Origin of the sequence: Stenotrophomonas lactitubi, from assembly GCF_002803515.1 — a bacterium.
Classification (GTDB): Bacteria; Pseudomonadota; Gammaproteobacteria; order Xanthomonadales; family Xanthomonadaceae; genus Stenotrophomonas; species Stenotrophomonas lactitubi.
On the sequence record NZ_PHQX01000002.1, the window covers coordinates 94,128 to 118,035 of the forward strand.

Consider the following 23,908-nt stretch of genomic DNA (forward strand, 5'->3'; position numbering starts at 1 on the left):
TCAGCGCGGATCGCGCGACGCGCGGCGGCCGAACCACCAGCCCAACAACAACTGCACCGGCAGCGAAACCAGCAGGCCGATGACGAACCACTGTGGGAAATCGCCCCCCATCATCCACAGGCCATAGCCCGCGCCGAGTACCAGCAACGACCAGATCGAGGTGCCATGCGCACGTGGCCAGCACGGTGCGTAGTAGGTGGCAAAGGCGATGGCGGCGATGCCGCCGAGCACGGTGAATGCCAGGTCCCAGCCGAGCTGCGCCTCGCTTCCCGGCGTCAGGCCCAGCAGCGATGGCAGCCAGCCTGCCGCACTGCTGACCAGGGTCAGCGCGAGCAACGCGCCGATCAGGGCGAGCAGGGAGAAAAAGATGGTCTTGAGCGTGGCGGGCATGCGCGCATTGTACGGCCGCCAGGCTGCCCGGCGCTGCCGGCAGATCGGCATGGCCGCCGCACCCGTGGGAGAGGGAAACGGGCACGGCGGCCATGCACAGGGGGTCAGGCAGCGAAGTCGATCACCACGCGGCCTTCGATGGTGCCGGCATGCATGCGCGCGAACACATCGTTGACGTTCTCCAGGCGGTCGGTGCTGACCGTGGCGGCAACCTTGCCTTCGGCGGCGAACTGCAGCGATTCCTGCAGGTCCAGGCGGGTGCCGACGATCGAGCCGCGCACGGTGACGCCGTTGAGCACCATGCCGAAGATGTCCAGCGGGAAGTTGCCCGGTGGCAGGCCGTTGAGCGAGACCGTGCCGCCGCGACGGACCATCCCCAGCGCCTGTTCGAACGCCTTGGGCGAAACCGCGGTGACCAGCGCACCATGCGCGCCGCCGATCTCCTTCTTCAGGAACGCGGCCGGATCGGTGGTGCGCGCGTTGACGGTGACCTGCGCGCCCAGGCGCTTGGCCAGGGCCAGCTTGGCGTCGTCCACGTCCACCGCTGCAACGTTCAGGCCCATCGCGCGGGCGTACTGCACGGCCATGTGGCCGAGGCCGCCGATGCCGGAGATCGCCACCCAGTCACCGGGCTTGGTGTCGGTGACCTTCAGGCCCTTGTACACGGTGACGCCCGCGCACAGCACTGGCGCGATCTCCACGAAGCCCACTTCCTTCGGAAGCAGGCCGACATAGTTGGCATCGGCCAGTGCGTACTCGGCGAAGCCGCCGTTGACCGAGTAGCCGGTATTGCGCTGCGTTTCGCACAGCGTTTCCCAGCCGCCCAGGCAGTGTTCGCAATGGCCACACGCCGAGTACAACCAGGGGATGCCGACCCTGTCACCTTCCTTGATGTGCCCTACCCCGCCTCCCACGGCCACGACGTGCCCCACGCCCTCGTGGCCGGGGATGAACGGCGGGTTCGGTCTCACCGGCCAGTCGCCCTCGGCGGCGTGCAGGTCGGTGTGGCAGACGCCACAGGCCTCGATCTTGACCAGCACCTCGCCCGCCCCCGGGCGCGGTACCACGACTTCCTCGATGACCAGCGGCTTGCCGAACTCACGGACAACGGCGGCCTTCATGGTTCTATTCATGCGTGCTTCTCCGTAGTGCGCTTGCAGACAGGATGGCGCCGGCCCCATGCCCGCGCCTTGATCCCGATCAATCCTCAGAAGAAGCCGAGCTTCTTCGGTGCGTAGCTGACCAGCAGGTTCTTGGTCTGCTGGTAGTGGTCGAGCATCATCCGGTGGTTCTCGCGGCCGATGCCCGACTGTTTGTAGCCGCCGAACGCGGCGTGTGCCGGGTAGGCGTGATAGCAGTTGGTCCATACCCGCCCGGCCTGGATCGCGCGGCCCACCCGGTACAGGCGCGCGGCATCGCGGCTCCAGACGCCGGCACCCAGCCCGTACAGCGTGTCGTTGGCGATCTGCAGCGCTTCTTCCTCGGTCTTGAACGTGGTCACCGACACCACCGGCCCGAAGATCTCCTCCTGGAACACACGCATGCCGTTGTGGCCCTTGAACACGGTCGGCTGCACATAGAAGCCGCCGGCCAGGTCGCCACCGAGCGCGGCCTTGTCGCCACCAATCAGCACCTCGGCGCCTTCCTCGCGGCCGATGGCGATATAGGACAGGATCTTCTCCAGCTGTTCGCCCGATGCCTGCGCCCCCACCATGGTGTTCGGGTCCAGCGGATTGCCCTGCCGGATCGCTGCCACGCGTTCGAGCACGCGCTCCATGAAGCGTTCGTAGATCGATTCCTGTACCAGCGCGCGCGACGGGCAGGTGCAGACCTCGCCCTGGTTGAAGGCGAACATGACGAAACCTTCCACCGCCTTGTCGAGGAAATCATCGTCCTCGGCCATCACGTCGGCGAAGAACAGGTTCGGCGATTTGCCGCCCAGTTCCAGCGTCACCGGAATCAGGTTCTGGCTGGCGTACTGCATGATCAGGCGGCCGGTGGAGGTCTCGCCGGTGAAGGCGATCTTGGCGATGCGCGGGCTGCTTGCCAGCGGCTTGCCCGCCTCCAGGCCGAAGCCGTTGACCACGTTGAGCACGCCCGGCGGCAGCAGGTCGCCGATCACCTCCATCAGCACCAGGATCGACGCGGGAGTCTGCTCAGCCGGCTTCAGCACCACGCAGTTGCCGGCGGCCAGTGCCGGCGCCAGTTTCCAGGCCGCCATCAACAGCGGGAAGTTCCACGGAATGATCTGCCCGACCACGCCCAGCGGTTCGTGGAAATGGTAGGCCACGGTGTCGTCGTCGATCTGCGACAGGCTGCCTTCCTGCGCGCGCAGGCAGCCGGCGAAATAGCGGAAGTGGTCGGCCATCAGCGGCACGTCGGCGTTGAGCGTCTCGCGGATCGGCTTGCCGTTGTCCCAGGTCTCGGCGTGGGCCAGCAGTTCCAGGTTCTGCTCGATGCGATCGGCGATGCGGTTGAGCAGCAGCGCACGGTGTGCGGCCGATGTGCGGCCCCAGGCGTCCTTGGCGGCGTGCGCGGCATCGAGTGCGGCGTCGATGTCCTCGGCGTTGGAGCGGGCCACTTCAGTGAACACCTGGCCGTTCACCGGCGAGATGTTGTCGAAGTACTGGCCGCTGCGCGGGGCGATCCATTCGCCACCGATGTAGTTGCCATAGCGCGGCTTGAACAGGGAACGCGGATCGGTGGCATGCGGGCGGGCGGACGGTACGGCGTTCATGGCGGCTCCTGTGATGGGCGTGGTGTATCCACAGGCGCAAGGACGATGCCAACCCTGGCCTGCTGCGCTGCATCACGCCTTCATCGCCCGGCCATCGGTCATCGTGTCGCGCAGGCTGCGGCAGTGCAGCAGGTGCGGCCGTTGCAGGCCGGCGCGGGGTGTGCTGTTAATCGGGACAGGTCCCGCAACAACTGTCGCAATGTGCGACACAGGAGGCTGTCGGTGTCCCCGCTTGCTCCCGATCCCCGCCTGGGCAGTGCCCGGCGCAGTTTCTTCGAGCGCGGCGCTGCTCCGGTTGGCGCGGTGCCCGAGGCGATCCTGCATTCCTGGCAACGCTGCCAGCGGCATGGCCTGCTGGTGGATGCGCAGCCGGCCGCCGAACCACTGACCGACCACCGCCTGCGCGAACTGCGCCAGCGCCGCGAGCGCCTGTGGCGACAGGCGCGCCCGGAGCTGGATGGACTGGCGGCGGAAATGACCCACAGCGGCAGCATCGTGCTGCTGACCGATGAAGACGGCTGGATCCTCGATGCCGAAGGCAGCACCGGTTTCCTCGACAAGGCCGGTCGTGTCGCGCTGATGCCCGGCATGCGCTGGGACGAAGGCACGGTCGGCACCAACGCGATCGGCACCGCGCTGGTCGACGGACGTGCGCTGCAGGTGCGTGGCGGCGAGCACTACTTCGCCCCGCACGGCATCCTCACATGTTCGGCGGTGCCGATCCTCGATCCCTACGGGCAGTGCCTGGGTGTGCTCGATGTTTCGGGCGACGCGCGGCTGCCACACGTGCACGCGCTGGCGCTGGTGCGGCAGGCGGTAGCGCAGATCGAGCACCGCGGTTTCGCCGACGGCCTGGCCGACTGCGAGCTGCTGCGCCTGCATCATCAACCCGCGCTGCTCGGCAGTGCGCGCGAGGGTGTGCTCGGCTTCCGCGGCGGTCGCCTGGTCGCAGCCAATCGTGCTGGCCTGTCCCTGTTCGGGCTCGATCGGCAGGACATCGGCCGCACGCCGTACGAAGCACTGTTCGAACAACCGCTGTCGCGGCTGGCCGATGACGGCGTGCTGCTTGATCGCCAGGGTCGTCGTCTGTATGGCGTGCGCGAAGCACGCGCGTCGCGACGCAGTGTGGCCACGCCGGTGGCGACCGCGCCGTTGCCGGCGCGCGCGCAGGGGCCGCTGTTCGATACCGCACAGCAACAGCAGCTGGCCACCGCCGGGCGTGTGCTGCAGGCCGGGTTGCCGGTGCTGCTGCAGGGCGAGACCGGCACCGGCAAGGAAGTCTTCGCGCGTGAACTGCATACGCGCAGCGCGCGTGCCGGTAAGCCCTTCGTCGCGGTGAACTGCGCGGCGTTGCCGGAAGGCCTGATCGAAGCAGAACTGTTCGGCTACGAGGACGGTGCCTTCACCGGTGCGCGCCGCCAGGGCAGCCCGGGCCTGCTGCGGCAGGCCGAGGGCGGTACCTTGTTCCTCGATGAGATCGGCGACATGCCGCTGGCGCTGCAACCACGTCTGCTGCGCGTGCTGCAGGAGCGCGAGCTGTCACCGCTGGGCGGTGGCAAGCCGGTAAAACTGGATTTCGCGCTGGTCTGCGCCAGCCACTGCGAACTGCCGCAGGCGGTGGACGCAGGCCGCTTCCGTGCGGATCTGTATTACCGCATCGCCGACCACGTGGTGACCTTGGCGCCGTTGCGGCAGCATCCCGATCGCGCTGCCGTGGTGGATGCGCTGTGGCAGCAGCTGGGACACGGCCATGTGTTGTCTGCGCAGACGCGGGCGGCACTGGTGGCCCATGCCTGGCCCGGCAACCTGCGGCAGCTGAGCGCCTGCCTGCGCACGCTGGCCGCACTGGCTGAGCCCGGTCAAGCGGTGGATCCGCAGCTGCTGCCGGTGGATGTGCGTGCTGGCACGGTGGCCGCGCCAGCACTGCCTGCCAGCGGTGCGCTGGAGGAGATCACCGAGGCGGCCATGCGCCAGGCGCTGGCTGATTGCCAGGGCAACGTCAGCGCGGCGGCCAAGCGGCTGGGGATCAATCGCAGCACCCTGTACCGGCGGCTGGGTGCGCCACGCGGCTGAGCGGATGCCGGTAGCGCCGGGTCTGTGCCCGGCTCCACCAGCGGCCGAACGGTCAGCTGGCCAGCACCGCGGCCTCGCGCGCCATGCGCTCGACACTGTCCCAGTCGCGGGTCTGCATCAGCGCGGCGGTGGTCAGCCAGGAGCCGCCCACGCACAGCACGTTGGGCAGGTGCAGGAACTGGCTGGCGGTCTGCGCGCTGATGCCGCCGGTCGGGCAGAAGCGCACATCAGCGAACGGGCCGTGCCACGCCGACAGCATCGCGGCCCCCCCGGCCTGCACGGCGGGGAAGAACTTGAAGGTATCCAGGCCATGCTCCAGGCCGACGATCAGCTCCGAACCGGTGGCCACACCCGGCAGGTAGGGCAGATCGGCATCGCGTGCGGCGGCGTACAGCCGTGGCGTCGCCCCGGGCGATACCGCGAAGCGGCCGCCGGCTTCCTTCACGGCCTGCATCTGCGCGGCATCGAGCACGGTGCCGGCACCGATCACCGCATCCGGCACCGCTTCGACCATGGCCTTGATGGCCTCCAGCGCACGCGGCGTGCGCAGGGTCACCTCGATCACCGGCAGGCCACCACGGAACAGCGCATGCGCGACCTGCACCGCATCGTCGATGTCATCGGGGGTGAACACCGGAATCACCGGTGCCAGTTTCAGTACCGCACGAACGCGTGGATCAGCGCCGGACATCGAATCGCTCCTCGCCCATCAGGGCCAACACATCAGCTTCGCTGACGGGATTGAAATCGCCGGGAATGGAGTGCTTCAGGCCCCCGGCGGCCAGGCCGAAGCGCACGGTGGCGTCGGCATCGAAGGCGGACAGGATGCCATGCAGGATGCCTGCCGCGAAGGCATCACCGCCGCCGATGCGATCGACGATGCCCTGCAGCTGGCGCACCGGTGCCTGCGCACGGGTGCCATCGCGGCCCAGCAGCAGCGCGCCCAGCGCATGGTGGTCCACGCTCAGCGTCTGCCGCTGGGTGCAGGCCAGCCACTGCAGCTGCGGGAATGCGTCGAATGCCGCGGCGGCTGCCGCTTCCACCCGCGCGACCACGTCGGCCTGTTCGAAGCGCTGGCCGAGGATGACTTCGATATCGCGGTAATCGGCAAAGACGATGTCGGCCTGCGCGAACAGTTCGTGCAGGATCGCCTGCGCATCGCCGCCCCAACGTTGCCACAGCTTCGGCCGGAAGTTGCCATCGAAGGACACACGCACGCCCAGCGCACGGGCGGCGCGCGCTGCAGCCAGCGTGGCCTGGGCCACGTCCGGGCCCAGCGCCGGGCTGACCCCGGACAGGTGGAGCCACTGCGCGCCCTGCAGCAGCGCCGGCCAGTCGTAGTCGGCGGCAGTGCTGTTGGCGAATGCGGAATCGGCACGGTCGTAGACTACTTCACTGGCCCGCTGCACCGCGCCGGTGGTCAGGAAATACAGGCCCATGCGGCCCTCGGCATCTTCGCGCACGCCGCGCGTATCGACGCCATGCCGGCGCAGTTCGGCCAGCGCATGCGCGCCGAGCGCGTTGCCGGCGACGGTGCTGACCATGGCCACGTCATGTCCAAAGCGGGACAGCGAGACAGCCACGTTCGCCTCGGCGCCGCCGACGTGCACCTGCAACTGCGGCGACTGCAGCAGCAGCTCGCGACCGGGCGCACCCAGGCGCAGCAGCAATTCCCCGAAACACACGATACGACCCATTTCTGCTCCTTCACGCGTGCCGCCAGCATGTGACACTGGGCGGCGTGGTTGTGGACCACGCGTGGGGCGTGGAATTGGCTAGCGGTGTCATTTCAATCCCGCCCGGCCTTGCCCTAAGCCTACCAAACTGTTGGAAGCATTGTCCTGCAAGCGTCTTGGAGACATTTCAGATCTGTTGCGGTGCAAGATGCCGGATCGGGAACGTGCTGTTAACGTCCGGCCTGACCAGCGGTGTCATCACGCTGAAACAGCCGCGATACCAGACCTTTGGGAGAGGGGAAAGGCATGCATTCTCGGAACCATGAAAAAAAGACACCGGTTACCTTGCTCGCGTTGGCCGTAGCGCTGGCCCTGGCAGGCAACGCCAGCGCGCAGCAGCAGAGCGCCAACCCGAACGCCACCGACCTGGATACGGTCACCGTCACCGGCTACCGCGCCAGCGTGGAGAAGGCGCTGGACATCAAGCGTGGCGAAGCCGGCGTGGTCGATGCCATCGTTGCCGAAGACATCGGCAAGTTCCCCGACCTGAACCTGGCCGAGTCGCTGCAGCGCATCCCCGGCGTGGTCATCACCCGTGAGGCCGGCGAAGGCCGCAACATCTCGGTGCGTGGCCTCGGCCCGGAATTCACCCGCGTGCGCATCAACGGCATGGAAGCGCTGACCACCGTCGGCGCCGGTGACCAGAGCGGCGGCACCAACCGCGGCCGTGGCTTCGACTTCAACGTGTTCGCCTCGGACCTGTTCTCGCAGCTGCTGGTGCGCAAGACCGCCTCGGCCGACGTCGAGGAGGGCTCGCTGGGCGCCACTGTCGATCTGCGCACCGCGCGTCCGTTCGACTACGACGGCTTCACCTTCGCCGCCAGTGGCCAGGCCAGCTACAACGCGATGGCCGAGAAGGCCGACCCGCGCATCGCCGCGCTGGTCTCCAACACCTTCGCCGATGGCACCTTCGGCGCCTTGCTGTCGGTGGCCTATTCCGAGCGCCAGGCGCTGGAGGAGGGTTCCAACACCGGCCGCTGGGCCAACGGCCCGAGCAACGGCAACTTCGCCGCGTCCTCGCCGTTCGCCGCCGCGCGTGGCGCCAACGTGTTCCATCCGCGCTTCCCGCGCTACGTGCAGATGGAACACGAACAGAAGCGGCTGGGCGTAACCGGTTCGCTGCAGTGGAAGCCGAACGACGCCACCGAGATCTCGCTGGATGCGCTGTACTCGAAGATCGATGCGACGCGCGACGAGCACTACATCGAAGCGATCTCCTTCAGCCGCGGCGCCAACGCGAGCGCACGCCTGTCGGGCAAGCCGACCACCATCGTCAAGAATGGCGAGATACGCGACAACGCACTGCTCTACGGCGAATTCGACAACGTCGACATCCGCACCGAGAACCGCCACGACGAGTGGAGCACCGAGTTCAAGCAGATCGCGCTGAACGGCCAGCACCGCTTCGGCGATGACTTCACCCTGTCCGGCAAGCTCGGCATCTCGCGTTCCAAGCACGAGAACCCGGTGCAGACCACCGTCATCATGGACAAGTACGACGTCAAGGGTTACAGCTACGACTACCGTGGCAACAGCCGTGCGCCGGTGCTCAACTACGGCATCGACCCGACCAATCCCAACGGCTGGGAACTGGCCGAGATCCGCCTGCGTCCGCAGTACGTGGACAACGACTTCGACACCGGCCAGATCGATTTCAACTGGAATATCAGCCCGGGCTTCCGCCTGAAGGGCGGCGTGCTGGCCAAGGACTACACGTTCAAGACCGTCGAACTGCGCCGCGCCAGCGAACTGGCCGTGCCCAACTTCGCCGACGGCAGCAAGATCGTGCCGGTGGACCTGACCGAGCAGGCCGGACTGAAGGGCATCAGCGGCAGTCCGTCGAACTGGGTCGTGCCGAACCTGGACGCGATCGCCGAACAGCTGGACATCTACAGCAACAGCGGCACCTTCGCCGTCGCCCCGCGTGCCAACAACGTGCGCAGCGTCGAAGAGAAGGACCGTGGCGCCTACCTGATGGGCGAGTTCTCCACCGAACTGGGCTCGTTGCCGTTGTCGGGCAATTTCGGCGTGCGCTACGTGCGTACCAAGCAGTCGTCCACCGGGCAGTCGACGCTGGCCAACGGCACCGTCGAAACCACGGTCAGCCGCACCTACGACGACACCCTGCCCTCGTTCAACCTGGTGGCTGAAGTCACTCCGGACTTCCTGATCCGCCTGGGTGCGGCCAAGGTGATGAGCCGTCCGGGGCTGGGCAGCCTGACGCCGGGCGCGACGGTGGCGGTGGCCGGTGGTGCACGCACCATCTCCAGTGGCAACCCGGTACTGGATCCGATCCGTGCGACCAATGTCGACCTCGGCTTCGAGTGGTACTTCGCCGAAGGTGCGATGGCCGGCATCGGCCTGTTCTACAAGGACATCGAGAGCTTCGTGCAGACCACCCGCGAAGTGCGCCCGTACAGCGACAGCGGCCTGCCGGCGTCGCTGCTGGTCGGCACCGGCGCCTCGGCCACCGATGACTTCACCTACAGCAAGCCGGTCAACACCCCGGGCGGCGAACTGCACGGCGTGGAAGCCAACTACACCCAGCCCTTCACCTTCCTGCCCGGCAAGTGGGCGAACCTGGGCGTGCAGTTGAACTACACCTGGGTGGAATCGAAGATCCAGTACATCAACGCGGCCGGGCAGCCGGTGATGAAGACCGACCTGACCGGCCTGTCGAAGTCGTCGTGGAACGCCACGCTGTTCTATGAAGGCGAGAAGTTCGCCGGGCGCATCTCGGCCACCAACCGCGATGACTACCTGACCCAGGCACCGGGCCAGGAGACCGGCTTCAACCTCGATGGCTACCACGGCATGACCGGTACCACGGTGTTCGATGCGTCCATCCGCTACAAGATCAGCGACAAGCTGGAACTGAGCCTGGAAGGCATCAACCTGACCAACGAAGCCTCCGACGAGTGGGTGTACTCGCCGCTGACCGGTCGCCTGCCGCTGCAGTACACCGAGACCGGCCGCCAGTACCTGCTGGGGCTGCGCTACAAGTTCTGAGCAACGCCGACGGCGTGCCACCCGGCACGCCGTCGTTCGCCACGACCGCTGCTGCGCCGCAAGGTGCCGTCGCGGCGTGGCCTTGCTACGGTCCGGCGGCCCTTGCCGGCCGTCGCCCGTTGAAAGGAAACGCCTGATGCCGCACCGCTCGACCCTGTCCCGCTGCCTGTTGCTGGCGGTGGCCCTGGCTGCCGGCCCCGCGATGGCCGCCACCGATGCACCCACGCTGCTGTTCCATGTCGATGCCGGCAAAGGCCTTGAGGCCGTGGTGGCGCAGGGTGAGGCGGTGCCGAACTTCCGCGACAAGGTCGACATCGTCGACGACGGAGCGCGCGGCAAGGCAATCCAATGGCAGGACGACGGTGTGCTGGCCTGGGATGCGCCCGGCAACATCCTTGCCCAGCGCGGCACCGTCGCCTTCGACTGGCGCGCGCGCTATGCGGTGGGCGAAGCACCGTTCGTGATCTTCCGCGTCGGCTATGCCGACCACAGCAGCTGGGACATGGCCTGGCTGCGCATCGACTGGAACGGGCACGGCTTCGATGCGTTCGTCACCGATGCCAACCTCGCCCGCACGCGCGTGTCGTTCCGCATGGACACGCCGCCACGCGCGGACCAATGGCTGCACCTGGCCTTCGCCTGGGATGAAGACCAGGGCGTGCGCCTGTTCGTCGATGGTCGCGAAGTGGCGCGTGTGCAGGCCAGCGGTGACTACGATGCAGCGCTGGACCAGCTCGGCCTGGCCGGACGGGTGATGGCGCCCTACCAGGTGCAGAGCCGCTACAACTTCCTGCGCGGCAGTGATTTCCAGCACATCCGCGTGTACGACCGCATGCTTGATGCTGCGGCCGTCAGTGCGCTCGCGCGTGGCAAGGCCGTCACCAGCGCCGTTGCCGGTGCCAGCGATGATCGCGCCTGGCGCCATCGCTTCGGCTGGGACGGCGCACCGCCACCGGCATTGAGCGCCGCCGGCACGCGCATCCGCAAGATCGAGTTTGCCGATGCCCGTGATCTGAAGGCATGGATGTGGAAGGCCACCGACGGCATCGCCGAGACCACGTGGCCCGGCGTCTACAACCGCTCGCGCCTGCCCGGCCGCAGCGACTACTTCCAGTTGCCGGACTGGAACACCTATGTGGAAAGCGGCCAGCACCTGGACCTCACCGTTCCGGCCGGCGAGACCGTCAACCGCGTGGAGATCCGTGGTGCGGCGTTCGGCACGCTGGCCCATGGCCGCGATGCGGCGCACGCCACGCAGGTGCTGGCAACGCGTCCCCAAGGCGTGGTGCGCAGCGTCGACGACATTCCGGCACAGACCGGGGGCGTGCTGCGTTTCAGCAACGTTGAACAGGAAACGCCGATCCAGGAGATCTGGGCGTACGACGTGAGCGAAGGCGCCGAGCCCGATGGCACGGTCAAACAGACCTATGTCATCGACAGCCAGGCGCTGCCCGATTACACCAACCTGGACACCCTGCGCCGTTACATCGACGGCCGCTATCCGCTGGCCGAACGCAGCACGGTGATGGCGCTGCCGAAGGGCGCAGGCTCGCGGCGCCGCAGCGCCGACACGCTGCCGGCCGAGCCGGAACCGATCGTGCACGTGTTGATTCCCTCGGGCGTGGGCGATGCGCCGGCCAACCAGCCGTTGATCCGCAGCTGGGCCTACAGCTGGGAAAACATGCATGACGGGCTGGACGGCGTGGCCATCGACATCCCCGCGCTGGACCTGCCGGCCACGCACGACGGCCTGATCCCGCTGAACATCCGCATCAAGGATCCGATCTGGCCGGCGCGCGACATGATCGATGCTTCGGTCTCGGTGCAACCCGGGCAGAAGCGCACGCTGTGGCTGGACCTGCGCGACCGCATCCTTACGCCCGACAGCCTGTGGCTGAGCATCGCCTCGGCTGCGCCCGGCTTCGACGCCAAGGCACTCGACGGTGCGCAGGTGCGGCTGGTGTTCAAGCCACGCGCCGAGGCGATCAAGGAGCACGTGGCCGACCGCTTCAACCAGGTGCGCGACAACTGGGGCTTCCTGGTGGAGGAACACACCACCTCCAAGCGCCAGCGCCTGTATGCGCGCGTATACGCGGACCTGAGCGACCTGCTGCGGGTCGACCCGGACCACGAACTGGGCCGGTTGTACTGGAACTACATCAGCTACAACAGCCAGGGCCGACCACCGTACACCGCGCCGGAGGTGCCAAACGGTGTACCGGCGTGGGCATTCCATCAGGTGCAGGATCTGGCCCAGGTGCGGCAGTTCGTCGACTGGTGGATCGATCAGCGGCAGGTGGCCTACGGCGATTTCGGTGGCGGCATCTCCGACGATTCCGACCTGACCCAGCAATGGCCGGGGCTGGCCCTGATGGGCGTGCAGCCGGACCGCCTGAATGCCTCGCTGACCGCATTGTCAGACGCGGTGTACCGCAATGGCATGTTCAGCAATGGCCTCAGCACCATCGAGACCGACGAGCTGCATGCCTACGAGGAAGGCATCAACACCAACAGCGCGATGCTCTACCTCAACTGGGGCGATCCGCTGACCCTGGAACGACTGATGGAAACGGTGAAGGCGTTCGACGAGCGCATCATCCTGCGCAACCCGCAGGGCCATCTGCTGTTCTCCAGCAACTGGTTCGGTGGCAACAAGGTCTACCGCGAACCGAACTGGCAGTGGCAGAAGCCGTACTCGTTCCCGGTGCTGCATCCGGCGTTCCTGCTGGGCCAGTACAACGCCGACGCGACCGGGCGCCGGCTGGTGATCGGCCTGGCCGATGGCTATCTGGCCCACGCCGGTACCGACGACAAGGGCCGCTTCACCCTGCCCAACGAGATCAACTGGGCGACCGGCGAGACCCGCGGCGGCGAACTCAACAACGGCTCCGGCAGCGGCGACACCATGCATACGTTCTGGGCGGCATGGCGCTGGACCGGCGACGCGAAGTACCTGCAGGCGCTGGACTACCGCGTGCAGCGCGGCGGGCCCGGCGCGCTGGCCAACCTCGGCGAGAACTACGTGGAGGCGCTCGGCCGGCAGCAGGACTGGTACCCGCTGCTGACCGCCGAGGCCGACGCCGGGAAGACCGGCTTCGCCAGCCTGATGGCCTGGCAGGCCAGCGGGGAACGGAAGTACATCGATGCACTGCATGCCGATGGCCTGCAAGCCAAGGCACAACGCGCGTACATGAACACCGAAGGCCATTGGTGGTCCGACCGGGTGGAAGCGCCGAGCGAGTTCCTGCAGCGTGCACGGCTGGGTGGCATCGCCCTGAAGCGCAACCAGAGTTGGCCCGGGCACACCGTCAGCTGGCGCTTCGATCGCGAGGGTGCCGCCGAACAGGTGGCGCTGCTGGTGCATGCGCCCTCGCGCGAGCACTTCACGGTCACCAGCCACAACCTCGGCGCGCGCGTGATCACCGCTGACATGACCGGTTGGAACGTGGCCAGCGGGTCATGGCGCGTGCGTAGTGGCGTGGATGCCGACGGCGATGGCCGCATCGACGGCACGCCGCGCGAACGCGTGGTGCAGTTGGAAACGAGTGCGTCGGTTCCGATGCAGTTCCAGCCTGGGCGCACCGAGGTATTCGAGTTCGAGCGTGTGTCTGCGGGGACGCCGGTGGAAACACGCCCGGACCTGGGTGTGGGCCGTGGTGATGTACGGGTGGACGGGCGCCAGGTACACGTGACGGTGCACGGCCTTGGGCATGTGGCCAGCGGTGTGGGTGTGGCGGTGCTGGAAGATGCGCGGGGCCGCGAGATCGCACGCACCGAAGTGCCGGCGATGGCTGCACCGACTGACCTGTTGCCGAAGACGACGGTGGTGTCGTTGCCGTTGCCGGCCGGTGACCGAAGTAACCTGCGCGTGCGCGTTGCGCTGGCCGACGGCGGTGAGGAAGTGACGCGCCTCAACAATGTGGTGGACGTGCCGCGATGAATTCCGCGTTCCGCCGGGCATGGCCGCCGCTACCGATGAATCGGTTGCCCACAAGCCCTGGTAGCGCCGGGCCATGCCCGGCGGAATGCGATCAGGACGCCTCGGTCTCCATCACCTTCACCCGGCGCTGGTACCAGCCGTCATCCAGCGGATCGAACACCGCGCTGCGCTCCATCACGCCCTGGTAGACGTGGACGGATACGGCTATGTCCTCGTCGCTGGCGTTGCGCAGCGTGTGGTACTCGTGCGGCGGAATCAGGCTGCCGGCGCTGCCGCGGTGCCCGTACAGCGTGTCCTGCGCGGCGAAGCGGTGACGCTCGCCACGCTGTTCCAGCAGCGCATACGGGGTCACGATCAACTCGCCCTGCCAGACCCCCTCCACGCACCACATCGCATCGTGGTCGTGCAGTGGCGTGCCCTGCCCCGGGCCCCAGCACATCGCAATCACGCTGTAGCCCAGCGTAGGGCTGCGGTGCAGTTCACGGCGTGCGTAATGACCATCCACCGGACGGCGTACGCAGGGGGGCAGTTCGATCAGCGGATCGATGATGGCCTCACGCAGCACCCGCTGCAGCGCATCGGTGATCGCCTTCGGATCAACCAGGCAGACGGCGCCGTCGATCCCTGCAATCAAGCGTTCGCGGCCGGTAAACGGCGGTGGCGTGAACATCGCTTCCATGAACCGACTCTAGCCGAGGCGGGTTAACAGAATGTTTGCATCGCGGTGTCATCACTGCGTGCCGCGCTGCACGAACGGCACTTTTGCATAGAGCGCACGCTCTCCCGCGCGTGGATCGTCAACCATGCGGCTGTGACGATCGAACAGCATCGTCTGCCGTTGTGGCAGTGAATAGGGGGCCCATTGCGACATTCCCGCGTGATTCGGATCACCGGAACGCGCAAACGCAATCAGGGCATCGCTCATCGTCACCGCCAGTGCAATGGCGTCTTCACCGCCGCCGGTGCGCGCACCGGGCAGACCCGCGTTGTCAAACACCAGCGGAATATCCAGCGTGTGGAACGCACGCAGACGTCCCTCTTCCACCGGTGACGGCCAATCGAGCTGGTAGGCCCAGGTCGGTGCGGCACCCGATGTCTGCCGGGCGCGGGCCTCCAGTTCTTCCACTGCACCACGCCATGAACGGCCGGCCGTAGTGGCGGCGAAGAACACCTCTGACGGCGTGTAGTGCGGGTACAGGCGTCGATATTCTGCGATCACCACCGAAGGCAGCAGATCGACGAACTGCTGCTTCTCCAGTTGCGCCGGCAGGCTCTCCCAGGTCAGCGTGAAGTTGGCCGGGTCGTTGCCAAGAAACGCGCGCGTCTCATCGCGGGTGTTGCCGATCACCATCGGAATCGACGCGGACTGCGCCGGTGCCTGTGGCCAGAACGGATGCACCGGCAGCACCACCTCATCCAGCACCGGGCCGAAATACAGCGCGCTGCTTTCCACCCGCGAAGGATCGCGTGCGCGGGTGGCGGCCAGCAGCTCGGCCGTCGGCAAGCGCAGCAGTGCCTGCAGGTCGCGCGCGCCAACCGCGTCCATCGCAATCGAAGCGCGTTGCGCCGCCGCACGTGGACCGGCCGCGGTGACCTGCTGCCCGCTCATCGTCCACGCGCGCTGGAACAGGCCCTTCGCTGCGGGCATCGCCATCAGCGTGGCGATCTTGGCGCCGCCACCGGACTGCCCGAACACGGTGATGTTGCCGGCATCGCCACCGAACACCGCGGCGTGCTCCCGCACCCACTGCAGCGCCTGCACCAGGTCGAGCTGGCCGACGTTGCCGGAGGCCGCATAACGCGGGTCGCCCAGCGCGCCCAGGTACAGGTAGCCGAAGGTGTTCAGGCGGTGATTGACGGTGACCATCACCACGTCACCGCGCCGGCACAACGCGCTGCCGTCGTACAGCGGGTCGCTGCCGGAACCGTTGTTGAAGCCGCCGCCATGCAGGTACACCAGGATCGGCCGCTTGCCGCCGTCGCCGAGCGCTGGCGTCCATACGTTGAGGAACAGGCAATCTTCGCTGCCCGGACCATCCCCCCCCGTCTGTGGTGCAGAGGCGGCGTATTCCAGGGCGTCGGCGATGCCTCGCCAACCTGTCTCGCGGCGTGGTGGCTGGAAACGGTAGGCGGAGGTGTCGGCGCCATAGCGCAGGCCACGGAACACGTGCACGCCGTGCTCGCGCTGGCCACGCACGCGGCCGCCACGCAGGCGTGCCACCACCTGTGTGTCAGCACGTGGTCCAGGCAGTGCGGATGCAGGAAGCGCTGCGAGGGTGGCCGTGGCCAGCGCCCAGCGTGCACTGTCGCGCAGGAAACGACGGCGCTGCAGGTCGGTCGTCCCTGCGTTCAAGGTGCGGCCTCCGTCGCCTGCAGCCAGCGTTGTGCCAGCAGCGGCCACACGGCCAGCGTTGAATCAGGCGGCATGCGCATGCCGAAGCCATGGCCGCCGTGGGCGAACAGATGCAGTTCGTGCTCGACGCCCGCCTTGGCCAGCGCCTGCGCCATCACCTCGCTGTTGTGCACGCTGACCACGCGGTCGTCGTTGGCGTGGATCAGCAGCGTCGGCGGCATGTCCGCGCGTACGTGCTGCTGCATCGAATACTGCGCAGCCAGCGCCGCATCGGCCTGCTCGCCCAGCAGGCGTCCGCGTGAGCCGCTGTGTGCATGCGGGCCCATGTCGATCACCGGATACACCAGCACCGCGCGGGCGGGACGCGCGCTGAGGCGGTCGATGGCATCGCGCGGTGGGTAGACCGGCGCATCGAAGCCGGTGGCCAGCCGTGCGGCGACGTGGCCACCGGCGGAGAAGCCCATCACCGACACGCTGTCGGCATCCAGCCTGCGCCGTGCGGCCTGGTCGCGCACCACGCGCAGTGCGCGCTGCGCGTCTGCCAGCGCCGCCTGGCGGTCGCGGCCGGCCTGCGGCAGGCGGTAGCGCAGCACGAACAGGGTATAGCCGGCACGCTCCACCCACTCGGGCACCAGCGCGCTGTCCTCCTTGTCGATCACCACGCGCTGGTAGCCGCCACCGGGAATCACCAGCAGCGCGCGGCCGTTGCCGTGGGCGGGTGTATGCACCAGCAGGTAGGGCGCATCGACCTGGTCGATGAAGCGATCAGGGTGGGCCGGATCATCGCTGCGCTCGACCACGCGCGGCGGTCGCGCAGTGCCGGTTTCACCGGGCACCTGGCCGGCTGGCCACAGGGGTATCTGTTCACCAGCCAGCTCCTTGCCCAACCGCTCGCCCGCGCGCAGCGGCGCATCGACGGCGGACGCAGGGATGGCCAACAGCAGGCCGGTCAGCAACAACAGCACACGGGGAAAACGCATGGTGGGCAGGGCTCCAACGGGATGCAACAGAGTGGCCGAGGTCACCGGCAAGCGCTCGTGATGCGCTGCGGCTTGCGCGATGACACCGGTTTACCATATACACCTCCTGCAGACGCTGTCGATGGGCAGTGCAACAACGCCAGAGGGAGACCGTTCTTGAGCAACGAACACGGCATACATGGGCAGACGCCGCCGCCGGACGATGCGGCCGCGATCGCCCACGCCTTCACCACCGCGCGCCGCGCGGGCCAGGCCCTGCCCGGCTTCCCGGGCCTTGTCCCGCCTGACCTGGTGGCTGCCTACCAGGTGCAGGATCTGGCCATCGCCAGCTGGGACGACCATGTGGTCGGCTGGAAGGTCGGCTACATCGCCGCCGAGCGCCGTGATGCATCCGGCGACGACCGTCTGCTGGGCCCGGTTTTCTCGCGTCAGCTGAAAAATGCCACCGGTGGAACAGTGGACATTCCGGTGTTCGTCGGCGGCTTCGGCGCGGTCGAGGCGGAGTACGTGCTGGAGCTGTTGGAGGACGCTCCGGCCGCACAGCTGCACTGGTCACCCGAGCAGGCTGAAGCGCTGCCGGCGCGGCTGTACATCGGTGTGGAAGTGGCCAGCAGCCCGCTGGCGACGATCAACCAACTCGGCCCGCGCGTGGTGGTGTCCGACTTCGGCAACAACAACGGCCTGGTGCTGGGGCCGGAGATCGCCGACTGGACCGCCCGCGACGAGACCGAGCTGCGCGCCGAAACCCTGATCGAGGGCGAGGTGGTCGGCACCGGCGGAGCGACGCGCCTGCCCGGTGGTCTGCGCGCGGCGTACGCGTTCGCGCTGTCCCGTTCGGCATTGCGCGGCCGGCCGTTGCAGCGCGGCGACCTGATCGCAACCGGCAACGCCACCGGCATCCATGACATCACCGCAGGACAGACGGCGCTGGTGCGGTTTGCCGGCTTCGGCGAGATTGCCTGCAGGGCCGTGCCGGCCGGGTAACCGCCGCACGATCCGGTGAACACGCGCGGGAGGGCGCAGATGATCACACGACGACACTTCCTGGCCGGTGGCGCTGCTGCGCTGGCCACCCCGATGCTCGCGGCCTGTGGCCGTGGGCCGGCCGAGGCCATCGACGGTGGCCAGCTGCTGACCGCCACTGATGTGCACGTGGCCGACTACCCCACCGTGACCGCGGTGAAGTGGATCGGCGAAACGCTGCAGCGCGAAAGCAACGGCCGCCTGCGCCTGCGGCAATACCATTCCGGCCAGCTTGGTCGCGAGTCGGAAGCGATCGACATGGCCCGTTTCGGTGCCATCGACATCACCCGCGTGTATGCCGGTGCGCTGAACAACGCATTCCCGCTGACCCAGGCACTGTGCCTGCCGTATGTGTTCGAGTCGGTGGCGCACCAGCGCGCCGCACTCGATGGCGGCATCGCCGAGGCGGTGCTGCGGGGTTTCGAGAGTCGCGACCTGGTCGGCCTGGCGATCTACGATTCCGGCGCGCGCTGCTTCTACAACACCAAGCATCCCATCGTGCAGCCCAATGATCTGCATGGGTTGAAACTGCGCGTGGCGTCCTCGGACATCTTCATCCAGCTGATGCGCCTGCTCGGCGCCAACCCGACGCCGATGTCGCTGGGCGATACGTTCTCCGGCATGGAGACGCACATGATCGATGGCGCCGAGAACAACATGCGCAGCTTCCATTCCAGCCGACACTTCGAGGCGGCGCATTACTGGTCGCAGAGCGATCACTCGTATGCGCCGGACGTGCTGCTGATGTCGCGCGCCAGCTTCGAGCGCCTGCAGCCGGCTGACCGCCAGCTGTTGCTGGAGACCGCACGCGCCTCGGTGAAGGTGATGCGCGAGCAATGGGATGCCTCCGAAGATGCCGCGCGCCGCGCGGTGCTGGCCTCTGGCGTGAAAGCCAACGAGGTGGACCTTCCCGCGTTCCGCGCCGCCGCCCAGCCGCTGCTGCAGCAGTACCTGCAGCAACCCGAGCTGGCCGCGCTGGTCGCCCGCATCCGCGCTGCCGCCTGAGGACACTGCCATGACCGAGACGACGATTGCCGCCGCCGGCCCCGGCCAGCGCCTGCTGGACCGCATCGCCGACATCGCCATCTACATCGCCGTGGCTGCGCTGCTGGGCCTGGTGGTGGTGCAGGGCTGGCAGGTGTTCGCCCGCTATGTGATCAACGATTCGCCCAGCTGGACCGAGCCGGTGACGCTGCTGCTGCTGGCCACGGCGATGAGCCTGGGCGCGGCCTGCGGCGTGCACACCAACCGCCACTTCGGCTTCTTCCTGCTGCACGCCTACATGGGGTCCGGCCTGCGCCGGGCGGTGGATGTGTTCACCCAACTGGTGGTGGCCGTGCTGGGTGGCTTCATCGCGTTCTGGTCGGCCGACCTGCTGCTCGATGGCATGGACATCAAGACTGCCGGCGCCAACCTGCCGCAGAGCATCAACTACCTGCCGCTGGCCGTGGGCGGTGCGCTGATGCTGCTGTTCGCACTGAACCGTGCGTGGAAGGCGCTGCATGCCACGGCAGCTGATGCCGACGCCGACGCCGTCGACGCTGAAGGAGATCGTTGATCCATGGGCATCACCATCCTGTTCGCTGTTTTTGCCGCACTGCTGCTGCTGGGCGTGCCGGTCGCCTACGCGTTGGCTGCTGCTGCGCTGGCCACCCTGCTCTACCTGGACATCCCCAGCATCGTGCTGGTCCAGCAGATCTCCGCCGGCACCGGTTCGGCCTCGCTGATCGCCATTCCACTGTTCATCTTCGCTGGCGAGATCATGATGCGCGGCGGCATCTCCGAACGCCTGATCGCCCTGGCGTCATCGCTGGTGGGGCGCATGCGCGGCGGCCTGGGCCAGGTCTCGATCCTGTCCTCGCTGTTCTTCGGCGGTGTGTCCGGCTCGGCCATCGCCGATGTTTCGGCCGTGGGTGGCACGATGATTCCGCAGATGGTCAAGCGCGGCTACGACCGCGACTTCGCGGTGAACGTCAGCATCACCGCCGCGCTGGTGGCGCTGCTGGTGCCGCCATCGCACAACCTGATCCTGTTCTCGGCCGCTGCCGGCGGTGGCCTGTCGATCGCCGACCTGTTCGCCGCAGGCATCGTGCCGGCGCTGCTGATGACGCTGGCGTTGATGATCACCGGCTACGTGGTCGCGCGTCGCCGTGGCTATGGCGTGGAAGTGTTCCCGGGCTGGCGCGCGGTACTGCTGCGCATCGTCTCCGCCCTGCCCGGCCTGGGCCTGGTGGCGCTGATCTTCGTGGGTATCCGCGCCGGCATCTTCACCGCGGTGGAGAGCGCGGCCATCGCCGTGGTCTACGCCCTGCTGGTCACCACCGTGCTGTACCGGCAACTGCGCTGGCGCGAGTTCTTCGACACCGTCATCCATGCCGCACGCAGCACCGGCGTGATCCTGTTCGTGATCGCCACCGCGGCGGTGTTCGGCTGGCTGCTGGCCTACCTGCAGGTGCCCGCGGCGGCGGTGGACTTCCTGCAGTCGTTCGCGCACAGCCAGTTCATGGTGCTGCTGATGATCGTGGTGATGCTGTTGCTGCTGGGCACCTTCATGGACCTGGCACCGATGATCCTGATCTGCACGCCGATCTTCCTGCCGGTGGCCAAGGCCTATGGCATCGATCCGATCCACTTCGGCCTGGTGCTGGTGCTGACCGGTGGCCTCGGCCTGGTCACCCCGCCGGTGGGCTCGGTGCTGTTCATCGGCACCGCCATCGGCAAGATCAGCGTCGGCCAGAGCATGCGCACGATCTGGCCGTTCTGGTTCGCCGCGCTGGGCGTGCTGCTGATCGTCACCTTCTTCCCATCGCTGTCGCTGTGGCTGCCCGCCGCGCTGCGCGCCTGATGAGCGGAGGCGCTCCCATGACACAGACCCTGCACCGCGCTGCTGCAACTGCCCTGCTCGGCCTGCTGCTGGCTGCGCTGCCCGCACTGGCTGCCGATCCCGCGCCCGCGCAGTGGAAGCGCGGCATCGAGCAGCAGCGCCAGGCTGACCTTGGCAATGGCACCTTCCTGAATCCGGTGCTGGCCGGCGACAGGCCCGATCCGTCGGTGCTGAAGGACGGCGAGGACTACTACCTCACCCTGTCCTCGTTCGATGCCTACCCCGGCCTGCCGATCTGGCACTCGCGCGACCTGGTGAACTGGCAGCCGCTCGGTCATGCGATCACGCAGAACGTGGGCGCGATCTGGGCGCCGGACATCGTCAAGCACCAGGGCCGCTACTTCATCTACTTCCCGGCGCGCACTGGTGAGCGCCGCAGCAACTTCGTGGTCTGGGCCGATGACATCACGGGCCCTTGGAGCGCGCCGATCGACATCGGCCTGGGCGGCTACATCGACCCCGGCCACGCGGTCGGTGAAGACGGCAAGCGTTACCTGTTCCTCAGCGGTGGCGACTACGTGCAGCTGGCCGATGATGGCCTGAGCGTGGTGGGTACGCCGAAACACGTGTACGACGGCTGGCGTTACCCGGAAAGCTGGGACGTGGAGGCCTATGCGCAGGAAGGGCCGAAGATCCACTTCCGCGATGGCTGGTACTACATGACCACTGCGGTGGGTGGCACCGCCGGCCCGCCGACCGGGCACATGGTGATCACCGCGCGCTCGCGCTCGATCCACGGCCCGTGGGTGAACGCGCCGAACAACCCGATCATGCGCACGCAGTCGGCTGCCGAACCGTGGTGGTCGCGCGGCCACGCCACGGTGATCGAAGGCACCGACGGCCGCTGGTGGATGATGTACCACGGCTACGAGAACGGCTTCTGGACGCTGGGTCGACAAGCCCTGCTGGAGCCGATCGAGTGGACCGCCGATGGCTGGTTCGTGGCCAAGGGCGGTGATCTTGGGCAGCCGCTGCGCAAGCCATCGGGCAGCGCGCTGACGCCGCACGGGATGGCCCTGTCCGATGATTTCACCGGCCGCACGCTCGGCCCGCAGTGGGCGTTCTTCAACCCGGCGGTGGATGAATACCGGCGCCTGCGCTTCAGCGGCGACGGCCTGGTGCTGCAGGGCAAGGGCAGCACGCCGCGCGATGCCTCGCCACTGACCACCATCGCCGGCGACCCGGCGTACCAGTTCGAGGTGGAGATGGAGATCGCCCCCGGCGCGGTCGGCGGTGCCCTGCTGTTCTACAGCGACCGCCTGTACGTGGGCGTGGGCAGCAATGGCGAGCAGTTCGTCATGCACCGCTACGGCGAGGAGCGCCCCACCCGGCTGGCGGCCAGTGCCAAGGGCGGCCGGCTCTGGCTGCGGGTGACCAACAACCGCCACATCGTCACCATCCACTCCAGCGCCGATGGCCAGCGCTGGCAGAAGTATCCGGTTCAGATGGAAGTGTCCGGTTACCATCACAATGTGGCCGGCAAGTTCCTGGCACTGAAACCGGCGCTGTATGCGGCCGGCAACGGTGCGGTAACCTTCCGCAGCTTCCGCTATCGCGCGCTGGACTGAGCGCGCGCTGGAATCCCCAGGCTTATCGGGTTCACTACATGTCAGTGCGCAACAAGAACGATGCCGCTACGCCGGCATTGGCAAAGGGCAAGGCAGCCACGATCAATGACATCGCGCGACTGTCGGGTGTATCCAAGAAAACGGTTTCAAGGATCATCAACAACTCGCCGCTGGTGCGCAAGGACACGCGCGACAAGGTGGAAGCGTTGATGCGCGAGGTCGGTTACACCCCCGACCCGCTGGCCCGTGGCCTGGCCTTCCGCCGCTCGTTCCTGATCGGCATGGTCTACGACAATCCCACCGCGCAGTACATCGTGGACATGCAGTACGGCGCGCTGGATGCGCTGCGTGGCTCCAGCTTCGAACTGGTGGTGCACCCCTGCGACAGCCGCAGCCCGGGTTACATCGACGGCGTGCGCCGCTTCGCCCAGCAGCAGAAGCTGCATGGGGTGATCCTGGTGCCGCGTGCGTCCGAAGACCAGGCGCTGGCGGACATGCTGGACGAGATCGGCTGCCGCTTCACCCGCGTGGCCGCGCTGCCACTGGATGAAACCTCGCAGATGGTGGTCACCCACGACCGCGATGGTGCTGCCGAAGCAGCCGATTACCTGCTTTCGCTGGGCCACCGCGATATCGCCCTGGTAACCGGCCCGAGTGCCTACCGCTCGGCGCACGAACGCACCGCCGGCTTCATCGAGGCGCTGTCGCAGCGTGGCATCGAGCTGCCGAAGGATCGCATCATCGAGGCCGGCTACACCTTCGAATCCGGTGTGGCCGCCGCCGAGAAACTGCTGCTGGGCAAGCGTCGGCCGACCGCCATCTTCACCGGCAACGATGAAATGGCGGCCGGTGTCTACAAGGTCGCGCTGCGCGCCGGCATCAACATTCCGCGCCAGCTGTCCATCGTCGGCTACGACGACAGCCCGCTGGCCTCGCGCCTGTGGCCGTCGCTGACCTCGGTGCGCCGGCATACCCGCGATACCGGCCGCACCGCCGCGGCGATGCTGATCCAGCCCGATGGCCAGCCTGCGCTGCAGATCGCCAGCGTGCGTCCGCACCTGATCGTGCGCGATTCCTGCCAACCGCCAGAGGATTGATCCCGCAGGGATCAATCCTGTAGGTCGCCAGCTTGCTTGCGACGCGTCCAGAAGAATCAGTCCGGTAGGTCGCCAGCTTGCTCGCGACACCTTTCAACCCGCCCCACCCCGCCGATGC

Annotated in this window: 17 protein-coding genes; 9 read left to right on the forward strand and 8 right to left on the reverse strand. The window is 67.6% G+C overall.

What is annotated here, in order from left to right; translation table 11 throughout:
* The 3 genes from CR156_RS19955 to adh all read right to left on the reverse strand — a co-directional run bounded on the left by CR156_RS19955 (position 1) and on the right by adh (position 3,127).
* A complete protein-coding gene (locus CR156_RS19955) occupies positions 1-390 on the reverse strand; it encodes a hypothetical protein (RefSeq protein WP_100554286.1) in 390 nt (129 codons plus the stop codon).
* Positions 391-494: 104 nt separating this feature from the next.
* A complete protein-coding gene (gene adhP / locus CR156_RS19960; protein ID WP_089241883.1) occupies positions 495-1,523 on the reverse strand; it encodes an alcohol dehydrogenase AdhP in 1,029 nt (342 codons plus the stop codon).
* A gap of 74 nt (positions 1,524-1,597) precedes the next feature.
* On the reverse strand, positions 1,598-3,127 hold the full coding sequence (gene adh, locus CR156_RS19965) for an aldehyde dehydrogenase (protein ID WP_089241881.1): 1,530 nt from the start codon (positions 3,125-3,127) through the stop codon (positions 1,598-1,600).
* Positions 3,128-3,349: 222 nt separating this feature from the next.
* Here adh and CR156_RS19970 point away from each other — a divergent pair, with 222 nt between their 5' ends.
* Positions 3,350-5,200, forward strand: coding sequence for a sigma-54-dependent Fis family transcriptional regulator (locus tag CR156_RS19970; protein ID WP_243382148.1), 1,851 nt, complete (start codon positions 3,350-3,352; stop codon positions 5,198-5,200).
* Positions 5,201-5,252: 52 nt separating this feature from the next.
* Here the strand turns inward: CR156_RS19970 and eda are convergent, their stop codons facing one another.
* Together eda and CR156_RS19980 are read right to left on the reverse strand one after the other, a co-directional pair.
* Positions 5,253-5,891 (reverse strand): bifunctional 4-hydroxy-2-oxoglutarate aldolase/2-dehydro-3-deoxy-phosphogluconate aldolase, encoded by a 639-nt coding sequence (gene eda, locus CR156_RS19975; protein WP_100554288.1) that lies wholly within the window; start codon positions 5,889-5,891, stop codon positions 5,253-5,255.
* A complete protein-coding gene (locus CR156_RS19980) occupies positions 5,878-6,897 on the reverse strand; it encodes a sugar kinase (protein ID WP_100554289.1) in 1,020 nt (339 codons plus the stop codon). Before CR156_RS19980 ends, eda begins: the two co-directional genes overlap by 14 nt.
* Before the next feature lie 285 nt (positions 6,898-7,182).
* Here CR156_RS19980 and CR156_RS19985 point away from each other — a divergent pair, with 285 nt between their 5' ends.
* Complete coding sequence (locus CR156_RS19985) at positions 7,183-9,945, forward strand: TonB-dependent receptor (RefSeq protein ID WP_100554290.1); 2,763 nt, start codon at positions 7,183-7,185, stop codon at positions 9,943-9,945.
* Between the two features lie 136 nt (positions 9,946-10,081).
* Complete coding sequence (locus tag CR156_RS19990) at positions 10,082-13,885, forward strand: LamG-like jellyroll fold domain-containing protein (protein ID WP_100554291.1); 3,804 nt, start codon at positions 10,082-10,084, stop codon at positions 13,883-13,885.
* A gap of 91 nt (positions 13,886-13,976) precedes the next feature.
* Here the strand turns inward: CR156_RS19990 and CR156_RS19995 are convergent, their stop codons facing one another.
* From CR156_RS19995 to CR156_RS20005, 3 genes are read right to left on the reverse strand one after another with little or no spacing between them, the layout of a single operon-like run.
* A complete protein-coding gene (locus tag CR156_RS19995; protein ID WP_099819440.1) occupies positions 13,977-14,564 on the reverse strand; it encodes a cysteine dioxygenase family protein in 588 nt (195 codons plus the stop codon).
* Between the two features lie 51 nt (positions 14,565-14,615).
* Entirely contained in the window at positions 14,616-16,238 is a 1,623-nt protein-coding gene (locus tag CR156_RS20000) for a carboxylesterase/lipase family protein (RefSeq protein WP_100554292.1), read from the reverse strand.
* Entirely contained in the window at positions 16,235-17,218 is a 984-nt protein-coding gene (locus tag CR156_RS20005; protein ID WP_100554293.1) for an alpha/beta hydrolase, read from the reverse strand. Before CR156_RS20005 ends, CR156_RS20000 begins: the two co-directional genes overlap by 4 nt.
* Before the next feature lie 156 nt (positions 17,219-17,374).
* Between CR156_RS20005 and CR156_RS20010 the strand changes: the two genes are divergently transcribed.
* The 6 genes from CR156_RS20010 to CR156_RS20035 are packed head-to-tail and all read left to right on the forward strand — an operon-like array spanning position 17,375 to position 23,790.
* Positions 17,375-18,202 carry a 2-keto-4-pentenoate hydratase gene (locus tag CR156_RS20010; RefSeq protein ID WP_100554294.1) on the forward strand — a complete coding sequence of 276 codons (828 nt, stop codon included), beginning with the start codon at positions 17,375-17,377 and terminating at the stop codon, positions 18,200-18,202.
* A gap of 39 nt (positions 18,203-18,241) precedes the next feature.
* Positions 18,242-19,246 carry a TRAP transporter substrate-binding protein gene (locus tag CR156_RS20015; RefSeq protein WP_100554295.1) on the forward strand — a complete coding sequence of 335 codons (1,005 nt, stop codon included), beginning with the start codon at positions 18,242-18,244 and terminating at the stop codon, positions 19,244-19,246.
* Positions 19,247-19,256: 10 nt separating this feature from the next.
* The gene (locus tag CR156_RS20020) at positions 19,257-19,799 is read left to right on the forward strand and encodes a TRAP transporter small permease (RefSeq protein WP_100554296.1); all 543 of its coding nucleotides are present in this window, start codon (positions 19,257-19,259) and stop codon (positions 19,797-19,799) included.
* Positions 19,800-19,802: 3 nt separating this feature from the next.
* Entirely contained in the window at positions 19,803-21,086 is a 1,284-nt protein-coding gene (locus CR156_RS20025; protein WP_099819446.1) for a TRAP transporter large permease, read from the forward strand.
* Between the two features lie 17 nt (positions 21,087-21,103).
* Entirely contained in the window at positions 21,104-22,693 is a 1,590-nt protein-coding gene (locus CR156_RS20030) for a family 43 glycosylhydrolase (RefSeq protein WP_100554297.1), read from the forward strand.
* A 38-nt stretch (positions 22,694-22,731) separates the two neighbouring features.
* Entirely contained in the window at positions 22,732-23,790 is a 1,059-nt protein-coding gene (locus CR156_RS20035) for a LacI family DNA-binding transcriptional regulator (protein WP_089241853.1), read from the forward strand.
* The last annotated feature ends 118 nt before the right edge of the window (positions 23,791-23,908 follow it).